Source organism: Rhodanobacter lycopersici, from assembly GCF_040812335.1.
GTDB classification, from domain to species: Bacteria; Pseudomonadota; Gammaproteobacteria; order Xanthomonadales; family Rhodanobacteraceae; genus Rhodanobacter_A; species Rhodanobacter_A lycopersici.
Map to the genome: position 1 here is coordinate 847965 of NZ_JBFOHK010000001.1, position 19112 is coordinate 867076.

Below are 19112 nucleotides of genomic sequence, written 5' to 3' on the forward strand. Positions count from 1 at the left end.
GAAGGAGTGGACGTCGGTCCACGACTGAGTGATGACGCAGGGATGTGGGCAAACAGCTCCGGCCCTGCGGGTTGCCATCGAGTGGCCGCCATGCGGCAGCGCGCGGCTTGGCCTGACGGCCAGTCAGGCGCTGCGCCACGCACTACCACCTGGCGGCCACTCGATGACAACGCGGTGTGTTTGAAGGCCATAAGCAGGCTCACCCTCCTCGAATCGCCCACAGCTGCAGATCCAGCCCGGCGAAACCGCTGCCGAAGTGGAACGCGATGCCGCCGGACGTCTTCAGCTCGCGCCACATCGCCGCGTGGCGGTCGAACTCGAAATACAGGTAGCCGGCGTTGTACGGGATCTGCCGCGGCGCCACCGGCATCGGCGACACCGGGATGCCCGGCAGCTGCAGGTTCACCAGGTCGCGGATCTTTTCCACCGGGCCGATCTTCGACTGCGCGGGCAATTGCCGGCGCAGCTCCTCGGACTTCACGTCGGCCTTCGCCGCCAGCACGAAGGCGGCGTTGTCCAGCAGGGTGAGGTCGGGCACCACCGCCACCCACACACCGAACTTGCGCTCCTGCAGCGGGATCGGCGTGGCGTTCTGCTCCATCACCGCGCTGAGGCTGGCGCGCAGCGCGGCGATCACCGGCTCGAAGCTCTCGCGCAAGGCCTCGTGGCGATACGGCGGCAACGCGGGCGGCCGCTTGCCCGGTGCGGTGAAGGTGGCCAGTTCGCCGGCCATCGCCACCAGTACCCGGTACAGCTCCTCCGGATGCAGCAGCGGCGCCTCGGCCAGGTGCGCCACCAGCGGCTGGCAGCGGTTCACCACCTGCAGCAGCAGGAAGTCGGCGATTTCCGCCGCGCCGCCGCGGTCGGTCAGTGCCACCCGGCTGGCCAGGGCCTCGCCGCGCTGGTGCAACAGGCCGAGCAGCTCGGTGAGGAAGGTCACCAGTCGTGGCACCGCCTGGCAGGACAGGCCGGTGGGCATGAAGGCATCGTCCAGCATCACCCGGCGATCGGTGCGGCATTCGACGATGCGCGCCAGCGGCATCCGGGTAAGCCCTTCCGTCGGCTGCGACTGCGGCAGCAGGCGGCTGCTCATGCCGCCCACTTCCAGCGGCGTGGCACCGTCGGTGCTGCCGGAGGCATCGCGCACCTCGGCCTCGCGCACGCGGAAACGGAACAGTTTCTCCGCCGGTGCCTCGGGTCGCCCGCTGTCGGGCTGGGTCGGCGAGCGCAGCGGCAAGGTCAGGAACACGGTCTGGTCGCGCCAGTTCGCGTCCACCTCCAGCGGCGGCGGCAGCGGATCGTCGCCCGGCATCGCGAACGGCGTGCCGTCGGGGAAGATGCCGCGGGCGCGCTTGATGCCGAGCTTGCCGATCGCCAGCAGGTCGGCTTCCAGCTCCAGCTCGTGGAAGCCCCAGGCATGGGGGCGCAGGCTGCCGGCCCGAAGCTCGACGAAGCGCTCCAGGTAGCGCTCCTGCTGCTGCATGTGCTGCGGCCGCAGGAACAGCCCCTCGCTCCAGATCACCTTGTTGTTCTGCGTCATGCCTCGCACTCGCTCGTCGTTGGTTTCATGCGCCCTTGCCTGCCGGACGCGATGCCTGCCCTGCCCGCCGCACCGACTTCAGTCGCGCCAGCTGTTCCTCGTAGGCACGTGCGAACTCGTCGCCGAACAGCCGGCGGAAGCACTCGTCGGGGTTGCCCATCAGCTCTTCGAAGTGCTCGCGGTAGCGGTCCCAGTAGCGGCCCTTGCCGCCGAAGGCCGCGCGCTTCGCACCGCCGTCGGCCTCGTGCTCGAAACGGTCGGGATTGAAATGCACCAGCAGCGATTCGAACGCCGCGCGCACGCCAGCGAGCATCGCCATCTGGTGGCAGCGGATGTCCTCGAAGGCGTCCTGGAAGGCGGCGCTGCCGGACAGGAAGGCCGGCCCGGTCGGCGCCAGGATGCGCTGCACCGCCTCGTCCGCGGTGGGCGCGAACTTCAGCGGATTGTTCTCCGAGCGCTGGATGATCGTCACCGGCAGGCGGAAGGTGTTCTTGATCTCGGCGCGCGCGCGCAGCACGTCCATCACGCCATCGGCCACGATCAGCAGGATCTGCTGCAGTTCCGCCGGCAACGCACCCGTCGCCGACGCGGCCGCCGACGGTGCGGCCGCCAGCGGCGCCATGGGCGGTGCAGCCGGTGTGGCCGGCGTCGCCTCGGGCGCGAAATCGCCCATGGTCAGGTCCCAGTTCTCCGGCAGCATCTGCGCCTGGCGCTGCACGTCGGTGACCGGTGGACGGAAATGATCGGCGGTGCCGGACGTGTGGTTCCAGCTGGGAATCGGCTCCGGTTGCGGCACCGCGGGTGCAGGCGCCGGCGTCGCGTAGGGCGCGTCGAGGAAACTCAGCGGATCGAGGTCGGCGCCGGCCGAAGCGGCGTCGGGGATCAGGCTGGAGCTCGCGGCGGCAGCCGAGGGCTTGGCCGGCGACAGCAGGTCGGACAGGCCGAAATCCATCGGGTCGCCCGCGGGCAGGGGCGCGGGCGCGAAAGCCGGCGCGGATGCGGCCGCGGGTGGCGCCTCTGCTGCCTGGTCCTGTGCCTGCAACTGCACCGACATTTCGAACGTGTCGATCTGCAGGCGGTCGCCGTCCTTCAGCGCGGCGGGCTCGCCCTTGGCCAGCGGCGCACTGTTGAGCAGCATGCCGTTGGTGCTGCGGTCCTCGATGAAATAGATGCCGTTGAGGTAGCGCACCATCGCATGGATGCGCGACACGCCCGGCGCGCTGAGCACCCAGTCGCAATCCTCCGAGCGGCCGATGCTGCCGCCGGCACCCAGGAAGGTTTTCTGGCTGCGGCTGCCGAACTGCGCGGCCTGCCGGCCGAGCACTGCAAGCGTCAGTGTCTGCATCGCCACGCTCAAGCTCCCTTGCCGGCCGCTTCGCCGGTGCCGAGCAGGGTCAGGGCGCGGGCGACGAACCCGGCGCGGCGTGCCGCGAAGTGTTCGGCCACCAGCGCCGCCATCAGGTTGGCCGCCGCCACCGTGGCGCAGGCCGTGAGGTGTTCCGGCGGCGGCACCGGCGTCTCCTGCGCGGCCGGCGCCAGGCTGCCGCCCGACCAGCCCGCCGCCGCGGCCATCCATGCACCCAGCGACTTGTAGCCGCCGGAGTTGGCGAACTCGTAGGCGGCGCGGCGATTGCTCTCGGTAGGCTCGCGCACCCACTTCTCCGCCAGCGAGGCGCCGGCCTTGTCCTCCAGCTCCAGCGGCTGGTCGCGCGCGCACTGGCACAGCCATGCCACCGCGTAGCGTTTGGGCAGCAGGCGCGCCAGCAGCTTCAGCGCGTCCTGCGCCTCGCCGGCATCCAGCAGCGACTGCACCGCCGCCTGCGGCGTCATCTCCGGCCGCAGCTGCGCGCTGGCCGCGGGCGACAAGCCCATCTGCACCGACGCTTGAATGATTGCGGACATGGGCCTGCCTCCTCAGCCGATCATGGTGATGCCGCCGCCCAGCTTGGCCATGCCGTCGCCGGTGAGCTGCAGCATCGCCCCCTTCACCGTGGTCATCGCGCCGCCCTCCACGTCCATCATCGCGTCCGAATGCACCTTCACGCTGGCGCCGGAGCCGATGTCCACCGAGGCCTGGCCCGCCACCTTCACCGTGGCGTCGCCGGAAATCGAGATGTTGACGCCCTTGATGTCGATCTCGCCCGAGCTCTTCAGCGTGATGCTGGCGGCGCCGCAGACCAGGTCGATCTCGGTGCCCGCGCTGAGCGAGAACTTCTGGCCGATCGAGGCGGAGCCGTTCTGGCTCACGTTCAACTGGTCGTCGTTCTGCACCGTCACCGTGCGGTTGTGCTTGATCGTCTCGGTCTGGTCGTTATCCACGGTGAGCGTCTGGTTGTTCTTCACCTCCACCGTCTCGTCGTGGTCGATCGTCACCACGTGGTCGTTCTCCACTTCCTCGTGCATGTCCTTCTGTGCGTGGATGATGAAGTCCTCGCTGCCCTGCTTGTCCTCGAAGCGCAGCTCGTTGAAGTCGTCGGTGCCGCCGAGCAGGCTGCGGCTCTTGATGCCGCTCTGGGTCTTGTTGTCGGGCAGGCCGTAGGGCACGGTGTTGGCGGCGTTGTAGACGCTGCCGATGATCAGCGGGCGGTCCGGGTCGCCTTCGAGAAAACTCACCACCACTTCCTGACCCACGCGCGGGATGCTCACCGCGCCCCAGCCCTTGCCGGCCCACGGCGAGGCCACGCGCACCGGGCAGGAGCACTGCGCGTTCGGCTTGTCCGGCATGTTCCAGTGGAAGTTCACCTGCACGCGGCCGTACTGGTCGACCGCGATGTCCTCGTCGGTCTGGCTGCCGGTGACGATGGCGGTCTGCAGGCCGACGATCTTCGGCTTCGCGGTGCGGAACTCCTTGCGGAACGGAATGCTGCTCGGGAGGGCGCGGAACTGGCACTGGAACTCGAGATGGTCGCCGCTGCCCGAGGCATGGCCGCCGCCGCGCAGGTAGCTCTGGGTCGCGGTCAGCAGGTATTCCTGGTTGAGCTCCTTGCGCGAGTAGCCGCTCAGGGTGAACAGGTTGCCGGCCTCCGCGCCGCAGGCATCGGTGGTGCCGTGGTAGCCGGAGCGCGCGGCGGTCAGGGCCTCGGCGCGCACGTTGGCATAGTGCTGGCCCACGCTCGCGTCTGCATGCGCGCCGGGGAAATCGAAGGCGCTGTAGGTCGTCGCCGGCTGGTTGCCGTTGCTGGTCTGCGTCGAGAGCAGCGAGGCCTTGGGCGTGAGCGGGTTGTAGTCGGTCAGCTTGAAGGTAGCGCCATCCACGCCGCGCACCGCCCCGAACGTGGCGATGCTCGCCGCCTTGCCCAGCGCACCGCCGGCGCCGGCGGAGAACGGCACCTTCTTGAACGCGTCGACGGCGGCATGCGCGCCCACGCCGTCGGCCAGCACCATGGTGTGCTTGCTGGTGTCGTGGGTGAAGTAGTAGTAGATGCCTTCCTGTTCCATCAGGCGATGGATGAAGGCCAGGCAATCCTCGCGGTACTGCACGCAGTAGTCGCGCTGCGCGTAGTTGCCGGTGAGGCTGTTCTTCACGTCGGTGTAGCCGGATTCCTCCAGCAGCTGCTGGATGATGTCCGGGGCGGTCATCTCGGTGAAGATGCGGCAGTCGACGATCTGCTCCAGCAGCCACGGCTTGGGCACCAGCGTGACGGCGTACTGCGCGTACACCAGCGTGTCGACGGTGGCGACGCCGGTCTGCGACGCCTCGCAGACCATGCCGTTGAAATGGCGCTCGAAGCCGTCCTGCAGGGACAAGGTCACGGTCATCGACGAGCCCAGCAGCGAGGTCAGGTCGATGTTCGCGTCCTCGCTCTCGAACTGCAGTTCGAACCGGAACAGCTCGCCCAGCTCCTCGTCCGCGCTCATGCCGACGAACAGCAGGTTGTCGCACTGGCTGGATGTGATCGAGATGGGATCACCCATGCGACTACGCTCCTGGGAAATGGCGGGAGCCGGTCATGCCGGCGTTGCTCCCGCAGGGTTCCGCCCCCTGCACGCCCCGGCCGGGCGACCGGCATCGCGGGGGCGCGGGGCAGCGGAAGCGGCCCCGGGACAACGGATGGACGTGCGGACTGGCAAGGCGGGCGACGGGTGGCATAGGAACTCCTCCCCCTGTAATGCGCAATCGAATGGGATTTCGGGTCATGCACCGGAAAAATCGCCGCGGCGGCGATCCAGGCGCTTGACCGGCAGGCCCTTTTCCGGCGCGCCCGGCCCGGGCCACGCGCTTGTGCACGCGGGGCAGCCCTGCGATCAGGCCGCGCCTATCGGCCTTTCCCCGCCATGCCTGCCGGGTGGCATTGCCGGTCCAGCGGCACCCGCCGGCCGCCGATGATGAGGCGGCCATCCCTGAAGCGCGTCGGCCCGTCGAAAGCGCGGCTGCGCCACAACACGCGGCAGCTCGTGGTGTCCACCGCGTAAAGGCGGTTGTTGCTGCCCGAGTAGGTCGGCACATACAGCACACCGTCGCCCATCACCACGGGGTTCTCGACGATGGCCACCTCGTCGCTGACCGTGCAGGCGGGCGCGGTGCCTGTCGTGATCTGCAGGGGCCCCTGCCACGCGCTCGGATGCTGCGCGTCGTCGGCTGCGCCGAACGCCACCGACACGTCGCCCAGCCTGCCCACGCTGCCGACGATGTTCACGGGCGCCAGGCGACAGGTGCCGGCAACGGCAGGGACCGGCACCAGGGCAAGGCACAGCAGGGCACGGACCATGCGCATCAGTGCCCCTCCGGCACGGGCTTCGCGTAATAGTCGACCTTGGGCAGGTCGTGATGATTCCACGACCAGTTGATCCCTGTCTTCTCCCGCCCCACGCCACCCAGGCGCCCCCAGTAACCCACCGGATAGCGGCTGCCCGGCGACGTGGGAACGATCACCACCACATGCCCGTGCCCGGCCGCCTTGAGCCCGGCCACCACGAAGAAGCCGCGGTTGGCGTAACCGATCGCCAGCGCGGGGTCGTGCCCCAGATCGATCCAGCCGCTGGCCTTGGCGTCCATCGCGTCGACCATCGCATTGGCGTTGCCCGACAGGGCGATGCCGAGATCGCCGGCCACCGCGTGCACGAAGCCGCTGCAATCGCTTTTCCAGCGCGGCCATTCCTGCCGCGATGCCGTTTCGATGGCGGAGCCGGGAGGCGTGCTCATGTCGCTAGTCGCCCGCTTGCCGGCATCGCGTCGCCGCCGCGGCGCGCCAGCACCACCCAACTGCGTACCGGCTGGCCGAATTCCTTGCGCAGGCTGTCCTCGGCGATACGGATGTCGCCGAACCCGGCGCGTTCCAGCGCACGCAGCGCGTGGGTGCGCGAGTGGCGGTAGCGGCCGCTGGCAGTGAGCGTCACGCCATCCTCGTCGCCCGCCTCCGCTTCCAGCGAGAAGGCGAGCCAGCCGCCGGGCCGCAGCGCGGCATGGGCGGCGGCCAGCACCGGACCCAGTTCGCCGAAATACACCAGGGTATCGGCCGAGAGCACCACGTCCCAGGCATCGGCCTGCCCCTGCAGGTACGCGGTGAGCTCGGCCACGTCCAGCGCGTCGTAGCCGCCGCGCTGGCGCGCCTTTTCCACCATGCCGCCGGAAAGGTCCACGCCCGCCAGCCGGCGCGCATGCGGGCGCAGCAGCGGCGCGCACAGGCCGGTGCCGCAACCGGCGTCCAGCACGTCGAGCGTGGTGGCGGGCGGCGGCAGCACGGTACCCAATGCATCCGCCAGCACCTGCGGCGCGCGGTAGTCGAGGTTCTGCAGCAACTGTTCGTCGAAGCTGTCGGCGAAGCGGTCGAAGATGTCGCGCACGTAGGCGTCGCCCGCGCGCTGCGGCGCCTCGGCACCGCCGCAGGCGGCCAGCATGTGGCGCGGGATCGGGTTGTCCGGCTCGCGCGCCAGCCAGTCGCGGTACACCTGCACGGCCTCGTCGGTGCGGCCCAGCACGTACAGCGATACGCTCAGCGCCTCCAGCGCCTGCACGAAGCGCGGCTCCAGCGCGTACGCCTGGCGGAAACAGTCCACCGACTGCTCGATGTGCTCGATGCCCTGCGCGTGGTTGCGCAGGAACAGCCCCAGCAGGTAGTGCCCCTGGGCGTAGCGCGGCGCCTGCCGCAGCAGCTTCTCGTACGCCTCGAAGGCTTCCTGCGGGCGCTCCTGCGCCTCGAGCACCACGGCGAGGTTGCTCAACGCGTTGTAATGCTGCGGACCGCATTCCAGCGCCTTGCGGTAGCAGGCTTCCGCCTCGCGCAGGCGACCGCATTCCTTGTGGATGTTGCCGAGGTTGTTGTGCGCGTCCGGGTGTTTCGGCGTGACCTGCAGCGCGGTGCGGATCAGCTCCACGCCTTCGTCGCTGCGCCCGCGCTGGTGGCACAGCACGCCGAGGTAATGCAGTGCGTCGGGCTGCGCCACGCGCAGCTCCAGCACCTCGCGGTAGAGCCGCTCGGCCGTGTCGAGATCCTCGGCCTGGTGCGCCTGCATCGCCTGCTGCAGCGAGGCGCGCCAGTCCGGCGCCGCCGCGCGCGCGGCCGATGGGCGGACGACGACCTGCGCCGGACCCCGGTTCATGCGCCGGCTCACGCGATCAACACGGTGAAGCAGCCCAGCACGATCACCCCGCCGTGCGCCGTACTGTCGCCCATCCGCGCCGCCGGTAGGCCGCCGATCAGCACCGTGGGCGAACCTTTGATGATGCTGTCCGGCGGCCCCACGCACACCGCCATGTCGCTCACGCGCGCCGCCGGCAGGCCGCCGATCAACACGGTGGGCGCGCCGGGCGCGCTGATCGGACCGCCCACGTGCGGCACCGGGCCGGTGCTCATCGGGCAGGTATGCATGTCGGTAAGGCGGGCGGCTGGCTGCATGGGGACTCCTCACTCTTCCCAATGCGCAATCGCCAGGCAATTCGTGTCATGCATCGCCTTGCCCGGCGGCCCATCCCAGCCGCTGGAAGCGGCGCTCAGGACAGGCCCAACTGCTTGATCGCCTTGCTCTTGATGCCGGCGAAGAAGCCTTTCTTGACGTGCGTGCCCTTGTCGGAAGCCAGCCCTTCCAGCTGCAGGCGCGAGCTGTTGATGTTCTTGCTGGCGATCTTCAGCAGCGGGTCCAGTGGTGCACGCACGCGGGTGGCACCGGGCCATGAACGTGCGACATCGATCAGTGTCAGCCTGCGCCCGCGCAACAGGGCTTCAACGGTACGCAGCAATGAGCGTTCGCGCAACGCGTGCATGCCCGACAGAGAGCGGGACAGACACTTCTGCAATACTTGGCTGGCGCGCATGGTCGTCAGTCCTTCTTTGGCTTAGTCACCTTGAAGACTGCGTCATGCGCGCACTTTCTTCCACCCGATCATGCGCCAGATGCTTGATCCGGAAGGAAGAAACGCGGGGAAACCTCAGAACCTGCCCCGTTTTTCGGGCTATTCGATATTCCTGAATCGAAGCAGTCCATCCCGACCGTGGAAGGTGACCGGAATCGACAATTTGACCGGCTTCGCCGGAGAGGTACTGGCTACCACTCGACTGAAGGAGCGAATCGTTGCCGCTTCCTTGGAACTACTTGCCTTCTTGATGCTGGGCGACCACTCCGTGGTCGAATGCTTCTTTATTCCGTGCGCCTTGAGATCGCCTTCTTGGATGGAAGTGACTTCCTTGTGAGACTCATAGGTCTCGGGATCCACGACAAGCTTGACCTTCAGCCAATTTCTATTTCTGTAGCGCCAATATAGATACTGAGCCACGAAGTGCTCGCTCAGCATCCCGACCGGGCCGATCATCAGGTAGTCCATGAGGTACTGCGGGGCCCGGAACGAATTGGACCCGAGCGTTTCCACGCCACCCGGCAGCTTCGTGGCAGCCCCTTTCATATCCTCCGTAAAACAATCGACCAGCCAGCTCCATAGGTAAATGTCCTCTCCATTACCGTTGGTGCATCGAAAATCCACAGACTTCGCGTAGAGATCCGCAGCCGAGTTCCGGGTAATCTCGGCATGAGCAATAGTTAGCCACTGCAAGCTATGGGAGTGCTCTCCGTGCCTTCCATCCATACTGTCCTTCCAGAACAGCTTGTTCCGCACATAGGAACCAAACTTTGGCTCGTCACCGGTGATCAACACGACATTGGTCGGCGTGGAGACTTTAAGATGCGACTGGAACGAGAACCCCATGTCGTTAGCCATGGAACCTATGGCTCTGGTGAATCGATTGCCTTCGCCGTCCGGCAACATGTTATAGATGGACCAAAGATTGGCCGAGACACTATTCAGGTAGCGGGGAAAGCGAACCAGATCGCAAAGAAAGACGGCGATAGCCGCATAGTCCTCCAGATAAGCTCCTGATAGCGCGGCATTCGAGTCCTTGAAATTCTTGAACTTGGCTGCGCGCAAGCTGCGCAGTGCGTCCTCATCGGTTAAGTAAATCGCCATTGCCGCATCCTCGGTTTTATTCCAAATGACCTGGCGCTTTCGACTTAACGAACAACGGGGTCGAACAACGGGGTCAAATTAAGCTATCCGTCGCATCGTCGAAGCATAAGTGGGCCTGACCGGCTCCTGTTGTTTATGCGGCCCATCCAGCTTAGTCCTCGATCAGATATCGATAATCAACTGCAAAACCATGTGATCCGTCAGACAGAACAATTCATCGAACCATTCCGGCATGGCCACCATCAACTTACACGAACCGACGAATTGCTTGCGGACCAGGCAACGATCCAATCCAGTACTGCGCTTGCCCACTCGATCCTCGGTATAGGTCGTCGAACCCTGATGGTTTGCGGGCACGATCTCCTTCATGTAAACCTTATCTTCCAGCCTCGAACTACGCATCGGCGGCGATTTACCGCCAAACACCGGATCCGGTGAAGAGGACGAACTGGAGCTGGCCACCACAGGAACCGCGCTCGAACTACTGGGCACCACACTCGATCCGAAGCTGGTAGTAGGACTGGTGCGCATGGGTGGAACCTTGAAATCCAGCGACTCCACCAGCGAAAAATCATCATCGGTGACATTCAAGCCACCCGAACCAAGCCCTGTGGCGAAGGTTTGAAAATTGAAATCGCCGATGAGAACATCACAAATGTTTACCTGAAGAATTTTCTGGAACAGGTCCTTGGCGGAAACTTTAGCCGGACCGTAGGCGTGCCATGCCGCCACGATCGAACTCTTTCCGGACTTTTCGATCTTCACCGCGGCGGGGCAGCGCTCTCCCGACATCAGTTCCGAGAAAACCGCTGTAGCGGCGGAGTGTGGAGTCACCTGAACACCGCCTTTCCAAACAATGGCGACGTATTCGTCCGTGGCATGGATTTCTTCACCCTTCCAGTGGTTACGCACCTTGTCCAAGGGCAGCTTGGATTCGTACTCGTTCAATGCCTTGGCCAGAGCCGTTCCATTGCCCGTGTGATCCTCATAGATAAAGCAAACGTCGCACCAAACGATGACCTCCCACAGCGTGTGAATGAAGTCGAAGATTTTCTTCTCACGAAAGTGGCGGATGTTCCACGAGATGATCTTCAGCTCCATATCCGTCTCTCGATAAGTGGCCCAAGCGCACCGTCATACCGCACCGACGGTGTCCGTTGTGCAGCAACAACTCGGCAGCCTGCTGTCGCACGCTTCATCGCGTTCATCCAACCGGCGCCGTTAAGCGGCCCAACACCACTACCTCGCCATGCGGCGCGCCCCACAGCGGGCACACCCATGCCTGCCAGACGCGACATCAAACCGCCCGCACCCACCCCCTCTGCAGGGTTTTCTGCAGGCCGTCCTGGTACCGCTCCGGGCTGACCGCGCCGTAGTTGATCGCCGCCTGGACCAGCCGCGTCCCCTTCAACTCGTTGAGAGCGAAGACGGTCTCGCATTTCTGGCTGTCGGCGAAATCGATCATGACGAAGTTGGGCATGAACCGCTTCAGCACGCTGGCGGAACCGTAGGCGTCCCGCATGATGTAGAGCGGCAGGTTGTCGTCGATGTATTCGCCCACGCCATCGAGCCACAGCTTGACCATGCCGTCGCCGAAACCGCCCTTCACCCAGTTGAAGTCGTCGCGCGACTTGATGTTCCGGAACAGTCCGGTGGACGTCCAGTAGATCATCCCCATCACGCGGGGATCGCCGCCGTTGATCTTCCGCCCCGAGTTGACGATCGTCGTCTGCTTCTTGACGTTCTCGTTGATCTTCTTGTCGTCGGACTTGCCGTTCATGGCGCTGGTACCACCCTTGCCGTGGTACTGCAGGCCGACGTAGTTCGGGTCGTAGGCTTTCTGGTTCTCGCCCTTCTCGTACAGGCTCTTGATGCCGATGATGCCCTGCGCAGGCCTGGCGCCGCCGATCTCCCGCAGCCCGGCATTGGTGAACAGCACGACCACCTTGCCGCCCAGCTCGCCGGCCGTTTTCATGTTGAGGTTGCCGCCGCCGGTATAGATCGAATTCCCGAGGACGTCGACGCACATCTCGGCGATCTTGCCCCAGTTCTTGCAATGGTCGAATTTGAGGAAAAGGAATTCGCTGCCCTTGGTCGTCACGAACCGCCTTGCGTCCTGCAGCATGCCCTCCAGCCCCCCGCCCCACGTACCGGCCACCAGGCGGTTGCCGCCGATGGACTTGTGCAGACCCTGGCCGTGATAGGCCTTCAGGACGCCCGAACCGGTGAGGCCCGTGGACTTAGCCGCGATACGCAGGTCGAAGATGCGGGCACCCGCCGTCGCCTGGCCGCCGATGTCCAGATCCTGCGTCTTTTCGTTTCCCGAGCCCTTGTTGATGCCGGCGTCATGCGTACCGGCAAACACCAGCTCGTTGATGCGATGGTCCTGATAGTTTCGATACGACACGGTCACAACCACGTCCTCCAACATTCTTCTTGCCAAACACAGGGGCAAAGCGATGAAAGTTCATGCCTTGGCGGTCGATTCGCCACGCACCCGGGCGCTCAGGCGAACGCGTACGTAAACTCCCCGCTGCCGGCCCCGACCTTCACCCCCGTCACCGGCGCTCCCGCGATCATGCGGTTGAGGAATTCGCGCGAAACGTCGGGCAGCATGGTGTTGGTCAGGATCGCGTCGATCATGCGTCCGCCCGATTCGTTCTCGGTGCAGCGGCCGACCACCAGCTTCACCACGTCGTCGTCGTAGTCGAACGGGATGCGGTAGCGCGCCTCGATGCGCTTCTTGATGCGGCCCAGCTGCAGCTTGACGATCTCGCCCAGCATCGTTTCGCTCAGCGGGTAATACGGGATCGTCACCAGGCGTCCCAGCAACGCGGGCGGGAACACCTTGAGCAGCGGATCGCGCAGTGCCTTGGCGATGCCCTCGGGTTCCGGCATCAGCTCCGGGTCCTTGCACAGGCCGGCGATCAGGTCAGTGCCGGCATTGGTGGTGAGCAGGATCAGGCAATTCTTGAAATTGATGGAGCGGCCTTCGCCGTCCTCCATCACGCCCTTGTCGAACACCTGGAAGAAGATCTCGTGCACGTCGGGGTGGGCCTTCTCCACCTCGTCCAGCAGCACCACGGAGTACGGTTTCCTGCGCACCGCCTCGGTGAGCACGCCACCTTCGCCGTAGCCCACGTAGCCGGGAGGCGCACCCTTGAGCGTGGAAACGGTGTGCGCCTCCTGGAACTCGCTCATGTTGATGGTGATGAGATTCTGTTCGCCGCCGTACAGTGCCTCGGCCAGCGCCAGCGCGGTTTCGGTCTTGCCCACGCCGGAGGTGCCGGCAAGCATGAACACGCCGATCGGCTTGTTGGGGTTGTCCAGGCCCGCGCGGCTGGTCTGGATGCGCTTGGCGATCATCTCCATCGCGTGGTCCTGGCCGATCACGCGCTTGCCCATGATCGAGGCGAGGTTCATCACGGTTTCCAGCTCGCTGCGCACCATGCGGCCGACCGGGATGCCGGTCCAGTCGGCGACCACCGAGCCCACCGCGGTGTAATCCACGGTGGGAAGGATCAACGGGTGCTCGCCCTGCAGTTCGGCCAATTGCGCCTGCAGGCCCTTGAGCTGTTCCAGCGTGGCGGCACGCTCGGCATCGCTCAGGCCGGCGATGGCTGCGGGCGCGTCGCCTCCGCCTTCAGTCACGACCTCCGCGTCGGCGCCGGCGACTGCCTTGGCGTTGGCGGCCGCTTCCAGCTTGCTGCCGGTGCCTTCCACCGGCGCGGCGTCGCCGCGCAGCCTGGCGCGCAAGGCGAGCACCTGTTCGACCAGTGCCTTCTCGGCCTGCCAGTCGGCTTCGAGCTTTTCCAGTCGCGCCTTCTGCGTGGCGAGTTTTTCGCTGGCGCTGGCCTCGCGCTCGGCCACGTCCACGCCGACGGTCTTCTCGCGGCCGATGATGGCCAGTTCGGTTTCCAGCGCCTCGATGCGCTTGCGGGTGTCGTCCACTTCGGGCGGCACGGCGTGCTGGCTGATCGCCACGCGTGCGCAGGCGGTGTCGAGCAGGCTCACCGCCTTGTCGGGCAGCTGGCGCGCGGGGATGTAGCGATGCGACAGCTTCACCGCCGCCTCCAGCGCCTCGTCGAGGATCTGCACGCGGTGGTGCTTCTCCATCACGCTGGCCACGCCGCGCATCATCAGGATGCCTTTCTCCTCGCTGGGCTCTTCCACCAGCACGGTCTGGAAGCGGCGGGTGAGCGCGGGGTCCTTCTCGATGTGCTTCTTGTATTCGGCCCAGGTGGTGGCGCCCACGGTGCGCAGATTGCCGCGCGCCAGCGCGGGCTTCAGCAGGTTGGCGGCGTCGCCGGTGCCGGCCGCGCCGCCCGCGCCGACCAGGGTGTGCGCCTCGTCGATGAACAGGATGATGGGCTTCGGCGAGGACTGCACTTCCTCGATCACCTGGCGCAGGCGGTTCTCGAACTCGCCCTTCATGCTGGCGCCGGCCTGCAGCAGGCCCACGTCCAGCGTACGCAGTTCCACGTCCCTGAGCTGCGGCGGCACGTCGCCGCGCGCGATGCGCAGCGCGAAGCCTTCGACCACCGCGGTCTTGCCCACGCCGGCCTCGCCCACCAGCATCGGGTTGTTCTGGCGACGGCGCATCAGGATGTCCACCACCTGGCGGATCTCTTCGTCGCGGCCCACGATGGGGTCGATCTTGCCGTTGCGCGCCTGCTCGGTGAGGTCGACGGTGAACTGGCGCAGCGCCTCCTGCTTGCCCATCTGCGCGGGACCCATCGCACCGCTGGCCTCGCCCGGCGCGGCGCCGCCGCCCAGCTTGAAGCCGTCGCTGGCGCTCTGGCCGTCCTCGGGCGAACCGGCCACCACCTCGGCGAACTTCTCCACCAGCGCCTCGGGCTTGATCTTCTCGAATTCCTTCGAGACGCCGAGCAACGCATTGCGCAGGTGGCGCATGCGCAGCACGCCCACCATCAGATAACCGGTACGCACCTGCGCCTCGCCGAACATCAAGGTGGCGAACACCCAGCCACGCTCGACGGCTTCCTCCACGTCGCTGGAAAGGTCGGAGATGCTGGTGGAGCCGCGCGGCAGCCGGTCCAGCGCGTCGGTGACGTCGCGCGCGAGGTTCGACGGGTTGAGGTTGAACTGCTTGACGATGCGGTGCAGGTCCGAATCCTGCAGCTGCAGGATCTGGTGGATCCAGTGCACCAGCTCCACGTACGGATTGCCGCGCAACTTGCAGAACACGGTGGCGCTCTCGATGCCCCGGTACGCCAGCTTGTTGAGCTTGCCGAACAGCGCGCTGCGACTGATCTCTGCCATGGATCTACCCCTGAGGTGACGTGGACGGCCGCGAAGCCGCAATTTCGATGGTGGTGATGCCGTCGTGCGGATGCCGACTAGTGAATCCCTCTCCCACCGGGAGAGGGAGCCGGCAGGCGGGAGAGGGTTCGGGCAAGGCAAGGCGTCGCAGCATGGCCGGACCCTCGCCCCAACCCCTCTCCCGGAGGGAGAGGGGCTTTCGACGCATGTAGGTCTGGGTATTCATCGCCTAGCCCACCGGTCTCAGGATCACCTGATCCGCATCGGCATCCCGACGCGGCTCGCCGATCCAGGTGGAGAGCCCCATGCGCCCGGACTGGCCCAGCTTCATGGTCGGCACCTCGGCGCGTCGCAGCACCAGCTGCACGTCCCAGGCCTTCTCCTCGCCCACGTAGGTCTTCACCGCCGCCACCAGCTGGCGCAAGGCTTCGCCGCCGGGCAGGAAGTTGTTGAACTGCGCGCGGGTGAGTGGCCCCAGGCGCAGGCGGAAGCGCTGCTGCGAGCCCCACACGTATTCGCCCAGCACCGCGGTGCGGCCCAGTCCGGCCACCTCGGGCGAGGCGCCCAGGCGCAGGTGCGCCTCGTGCGGCAGGCGCATCCAGCTGGCCACGAACTCCAGCACGCGCACGGGTATGCGGAAGAAGTGTTCCAGCATGCCGCGCAGGCCTTCAGCGTTGCGCGCCTGCATCAGCAGGCGGCCGGCGAAGAAACGCTTGTACTGGTCGGGCAGCGCATCGCGCGCCTCGAGGCCACGCGTGGAAAGCCCGACCAGCGCGCCCATGTACAGGCGGAAGCGATCCTCGCCCGGGCGATCGAGCTGCACGGTGGGTTGCGCGCTGGCCCAGGCGCGGTAGAACAGGCTCAGCATGCGATGGTGGAAGATGTCGGCGAACGCGACCAGGGTGGAGTCCTTCGCGTTGCGCTGGCGATCCATCGCGTATTCGGTGAGGTGCAGCGGCAGCGGCGCATTCGGCCCGAACAGGCCAAGGAACAGGCCGTGCAATCGCGCGGGCCGCCCCTCGGCGGCGGGCTCGTAGCGGTCCACCGCACGCGGCGAGAATGCCAGCGAGGGCGTGTGGCACAGGCGCACGGCATCTTCCGTCGGCTTGGCGGATTCACCCAGCCGCGGCCGCCCGGGATGGGCGCACTCGAGCCGTCGCAGTGCCTCGAAGAACTCGAAGCCCTCCGGCTGCTCCCGCAGCGCGCGCTCGAGCTCCATGCGAGCCGGCGCTACAGGATCTGGCGCTTGCCGAGTCGGGCCGGCCATCGGGCCACCTCGTTGCGTTCCAGGGTGCGCAGCACCGTCTCGGTGAAGGAATTCACCGAGACGTGCCGCGCGAAGAAGTGCTGCATCACTGCGCCAAGCAGGAAGGCGCCGGTGCCCTCGAAGGCGCCGTCGTCGCAGGTCAGCGTGATCTCCAGCCCGCGGCCGAAGCTGATCGGTCCCGGCACCGGAATGCGCCGCACCACCGGCTGTGCGGCCACCGCCTTGACGCCCTCGATCTGGCGACGAGCGCCGGCGTCGAACTCGTCGCTGTACAGCGTCAGCATCTCGCGCAACGCCGACGCGCCTTCCTCGCCGCTGTCGCCCAGCAGCGAGACGTAATTCAGCTGCAGGTGGCTGATCAGCCGCCAGGCGGTTTCGCCGTTGGCCGTCGGCGCGCGCGGCTTGGTGGGGCCGGCCACGCAACGGATCGAGGCCACCGGGGCGCCGGTGTCCAGGGTGAAATCGGTGCGCGACTTGCCCACCGGCATCTGCAGCGGCAGGTCGCGGTTGGTGCACAGCAGGCGCATGCCGATCTGGCGCAGCTGCGTGGCGTAGGGCGCGTCGTTGGCGTCGACCAGCGCAATGAACACCTCGCTGCCCACGTAGCTGGAGCGCGCGCCGTGCAGGCGCTGGCGCGAGGACAGCAGACGCGGCTCGCGGCGGATGGTGTAGAACGCGGCGGCACCGCTGTGCCAGGTGCGCTCGTCGCTGCCGTAGAACGGCTGGAAGCGCTGCTCCGGCTCCTGGCGGTCACCAAAACCTTCCACGTCGGCGACGCTGTGGATCTCGAAATCCATCGGCCGGGTGCGGTCGGCCAGGATGTGGTATTCGGTGCGCCCCTGCTGCAGGTGGATGCGGTCGGCGCGGCGCGGGAACAGGTTGATCGCCGGCGTGCAGAACAACCGGAAGTTGCCCGCGTCCACCGCGTTGTGCAGGCGGCTCACGCTGCGGTCGAACAGCGTCACGATCTCGAACTCGCAGGCCGAAGAGCGCGCCAATACCTGCTTCAGGCCGGTGAACACCGCGAACAGGAAGCGCTCCGGGCAGGCGAAGTATTCCTGCAGCAGGCGGTAGCCGCTGAACGAACGGTCGGTGTACGGCAGCAGGGCCTCGTCGTCGGCGAAGCCCTTGTCGCGGATGCAGCTGCCGTCGAAGAACTCGCTGACCAGGCCGCCCGCCCCGGGCGTGCGCACCAGGTAACCCGCCGCGTTGCCGAGCAGTTGCTCGTACAGGCGCTTGGGCAGTTCGTCGACGCCGGCGATGAACAGCGGCAGCTCGTCCAGCGCCAGCATGTTCGCCTGCGCCCCGGCGGTGACGGTGAACTTCAGCCGCAGGCCGGCGCGCACCACACGATCCGTCGGCAGCGGCACGCCGGCGGCGGCGAGCGCGGCCGGCGTCTCGAAATACTTGGCTTCGGTCAGCTCCAGCGGCCACAGGGCCACATCGTGCGCCGTGCGGTATTCGCAGGCGGTGCGCTCGTCATGGCCGGTGAGGCCGCGCAGCGCGGTCTGCCGCGCCACCACGGGACCGGTGGCGAGCGCGCTTTCCTTCACGTCGGGATTCAGCTGCACCACCGCCATCGAAGGCACCGGTGCGAGGTAGTGCGGGTAGATCATCTCCAGCAGGTGCTGGGTGAACACCGGATGCTGCGCATCGAGCTTGAGCTGGATGCGCGCGGCGAGGAAGGCGAAACCCTCCAGCAGCCGTTCCACGTAGGGGTCGGCGCACTCGAAGCCTTCCATGCCGAGGCGGCCGGCGATCTTGGGATATTCGCGCGCGAACTCGCCGCCCATCTCGCGGACGTGCTGCAATTCGCGGTTGTAGTAGCGGAGCAGGCGCGGGTCCATGGTTAGAGCCTGCCCATGATCCCCAAGCGCCCCGCGCCGGGAGCTGTTTGCGCGCAGGCCAAGGAAGAACGAAGGAGTGGACGTCGGTCCACGACTGAGTGATGACGCAGGGATGCGGGCAAACAGACCCGGCCCTGCGGGTTGCCATCGAGTGGCCGCCATGCGGCAGCGCGCGGCTTGGCCTGCCAGCCAGGCAGGCCGGCGCCACGCCCTACCACCTGACGGCCACTCGATGACAACGCGGGGTGCTTGGGGATCATGGGCAGGCTCTCTTAGCCGAAGCTCTCCGACACGTTGAACCTGCCGGTCTCCAGATCCACCTCGGTCTTGAGGTAGAGATTCAGGGGAATCGGCTGCGCCCACATCTCCGAGGCGATATTGAACATCAGCGACTGGCGGTCCATGCGCTGGATGTCCGCCTTCGCGGTGACCTGCAGGGTGCCGGGTGTCAGCCGCGGTTCGAAGGCGAGGATGGCGTCGCGCACCTGGCGCTGCAGCACGTCGGCCTTGACGCCGGACAACGCCGCACCGGTGAGGTCGGGAATCCCGAAGTTGAGCACCGAGTTCGCCACATCCGGGTAGTCCGCCAGCTCGGTCTCCGCCCCCAAGTTCACGCAGTTGAGCAGCCAGGACATGTCGCGCGTCACGCAGTCGCGCAGGCGCGTGGCCGAGATCACCCGCTTCTCGCGACTCTCGTCGGCCTTGCCCGGCTCGTCGTCGGTGAGCCGGTCGAGCAGCGAGGGCTGCAGCCGCTCCTGGGTGGTCAATTCGGCCATGGCG

At 66.6% G+C, this 19112-nt stretch carries 15 protein-coding genes and 1 pseudogene; all 16 read right to left on the minus strand.

Annotated features, from left to right (window positions below):
- Nucleotides 1-199: 199 nt before the first annotated feature.
- Nucleotides 200-1540: a type VI secretion system baseplate subunit TssK gene (gene tssK / locus ABQJ54_RS03850; RefSeq protein ID WP_367852941.1), complete on the minus strand. Its 1341-nt coding sequence runs from the start codon at nucleotides 1538-1540 to the stop codon at nucleotides 200-202.
- 25 nt (nucleotides 1541-1565) lie between these two features.
- Nucleotides 1566-2891, minus strand: coding sequence for a type VI secretion system-associated FHA domain protein TagH (gene tagH / locus ABQJ54_RS03855; protein WP_367852942.1), 1326 nt, complete (start codon nucleotides 2889-2891; stop codon nucleotides 1566-1568).
- A gap of 2 nt (nucleotides 2892-2893) precedes the next feature.
- Entirely contained in the window at nucleotides 2894-3442 is a 549-nt protein-coding gene (locus ABQJ54_RS03860; protein WP_367852943.1) for a DUF6931 family protein, read from the minus strand.
- A 12-nt stretch (nucleotides 3443-3454) separates the two neighbouring features.
- On the minus strand, nucleotides 3455-5455 hold the full coding sequence (locus ABQJ54_RS03865; protein WP_367852944.1) for a type VI secretion system Vgr family protein: 2001 nt from the start codon (nucleotides 5453-5455) through the stop codon (nucleotides 3455-3457).
- A gap of 341 nt (nucleotides 5456-5796) precedes the next feature.
- Nucleotides 5797-6255: a PQQ-binding-like beta-propeller repeat protein gene (locus ABQJ54_RS03870; RefSeq protein ID WP_367852945.1), complete on the minus strand. Its 459-nt coding sequence runs from the start codon at nucleotides 6253-6255 to the stop codon at nucleotides 5797-5799.
- On the minus strand, nucleotides 6255-6683 hold the full coding sequence (locus ABQJ54_RS03875) for a hypothetical protein (protein WP_367852946.1): 429 nt from the start codon (nucleotides 6681-6683) through the stop codon (nucleotides 6255-6257). The genes ABQJ54_RS03870 and ABQJ54_RS03875 overlap by 1 nt, the downstream gene beginning before the upstream one ends.
- Nucleotides 6680-7993 (minus strand): tetratricopeptide repeat protein, encoded by a 1314-nt coding sequence (locus tag ABQJ54_RS03880; RefSeq protein ID WP_367853564.1) that lies wholly within the window; start codon nucleotides 7991-7993, stop codon nucleotides 6680-6682. Before ABQJ54_RS03880 ends, ABQJ54_RS03875 begins: the two co-directional genes overlap by 4 nt.
- 95 nt (nucleotides 7994-8088) lie before the next feature.
- The gene (locus tag ABQJ54_RS03885; RefSeq protein WP_367852947.1) at nucleotides 8089-8376 is read right to left on the minus strand and encodes a PAAR domain-containing protein; all 288 of its coding nucleotides are present in this window, start codon (nucleotides 8374-8376) and stop codon (nucleotides 8089-8091) included.
- A gap of 245 nt (nucleotides 8377-8621) precedes the next feature.
- Nucleotides 8622-8792 (minus strand): annotated as a pseudogene (locus ABQJ54_RS03890) (IS4 family transposase); the annotation flags it as partial.
- A gap of 138 nt (nucleotides 8793-8930) precedes the next feature.
- Nucleotides 8931-9935, minus strand: a complete 1005-nt coding sequence (locus tag ABQJ54_RS03895; RefSeq protein ID WP_367852948.1) for a LirA/MavJ family T4SS effector — start codon at nucleotides 9933-9935, stop codon at nucleotides 8931-8933.
- A gap of 162 nt (nucleotides 9936-10097) precedes the next feature.
- Complete coding sequence (locus ABQJ54_RS03900; RefSeq protein WP_367852949.1) at nucleotides 10098-11036, minus strand: exonuclease/endonuclease/phosphatase family protein; 939 nt, start codon at nucleotides 11034-11036, stop codon at nucleotides 10098-10100.
- A gap of 196 nt (nucleotides 11037-11232) precedes the next feature.
- Nucleotides 11233-12342 carry a phosphatidylinositol-specific phospholipase C domain-containing protein gene (locus ABQJ54_RS03905; RefSeq protein ID WP_367852950.1) on the minus strand — a complete coding sequence of 370 codons (1110 nt, stop codon included), beginning with the start codon at nucleotides 12340-12342 and terminating at the stop codon, nucleotides 11233-11235.
- 98 nt (nucleotides 12343-12440) lie between these two features.
- Nucleotides 12441-15218, minus strand: a complete 2778-nt coding sequence (tssH, locus tag ABQJ54_RS03910) for a type VI secretion system ATPase TssH (RefSeq protein WP_367852951.1) — start codon at nucleotides 15216-15218, stop codon at nucleotides 12441-12443.
- Nucleotides 15219-15447: 229 nt separating this feature from the next.
- Nucleotides 15448-16485, minus strand: a complete 1038-nt coding sequence (gene tssG, locus ABQJ54_RS03915; protein ID WP_367852952.1) for a type VI secretion system baseplate subunit TssG — start codon at nucleotides 16483-16485, stop codon at nucleotides 15448-15450.
- Complete coding sequence (tssF, locus tag ABQJ54_RS03920) at nucleotides 16449-18332, minus strand: type VI secretion system baseplate subunit TssF (protein ID WP_367852953.1); 1884 nt, start codon at nucleotides 18330-18332, stop codon at nucleotides 16449-16451. The genes tssG and tssF overlap by 37 nt, the downstream gene beginning before the upstream one ends.
- A 272-nt stretch (nucleotides 18333-18604) precedes the next feature.
- Entirely contained in the window at nucleotides 18605-19108 is a 504-nt protein-coding gene (gene tssE, locus ABQJ54_RS03925) for a type VI secretion system baseplate subunit TssE (RefSeq protein WP_367852954.1), read from the minus strand.
- Nucleotides 19109-19112: the final 4 nt, after the last annotated feature.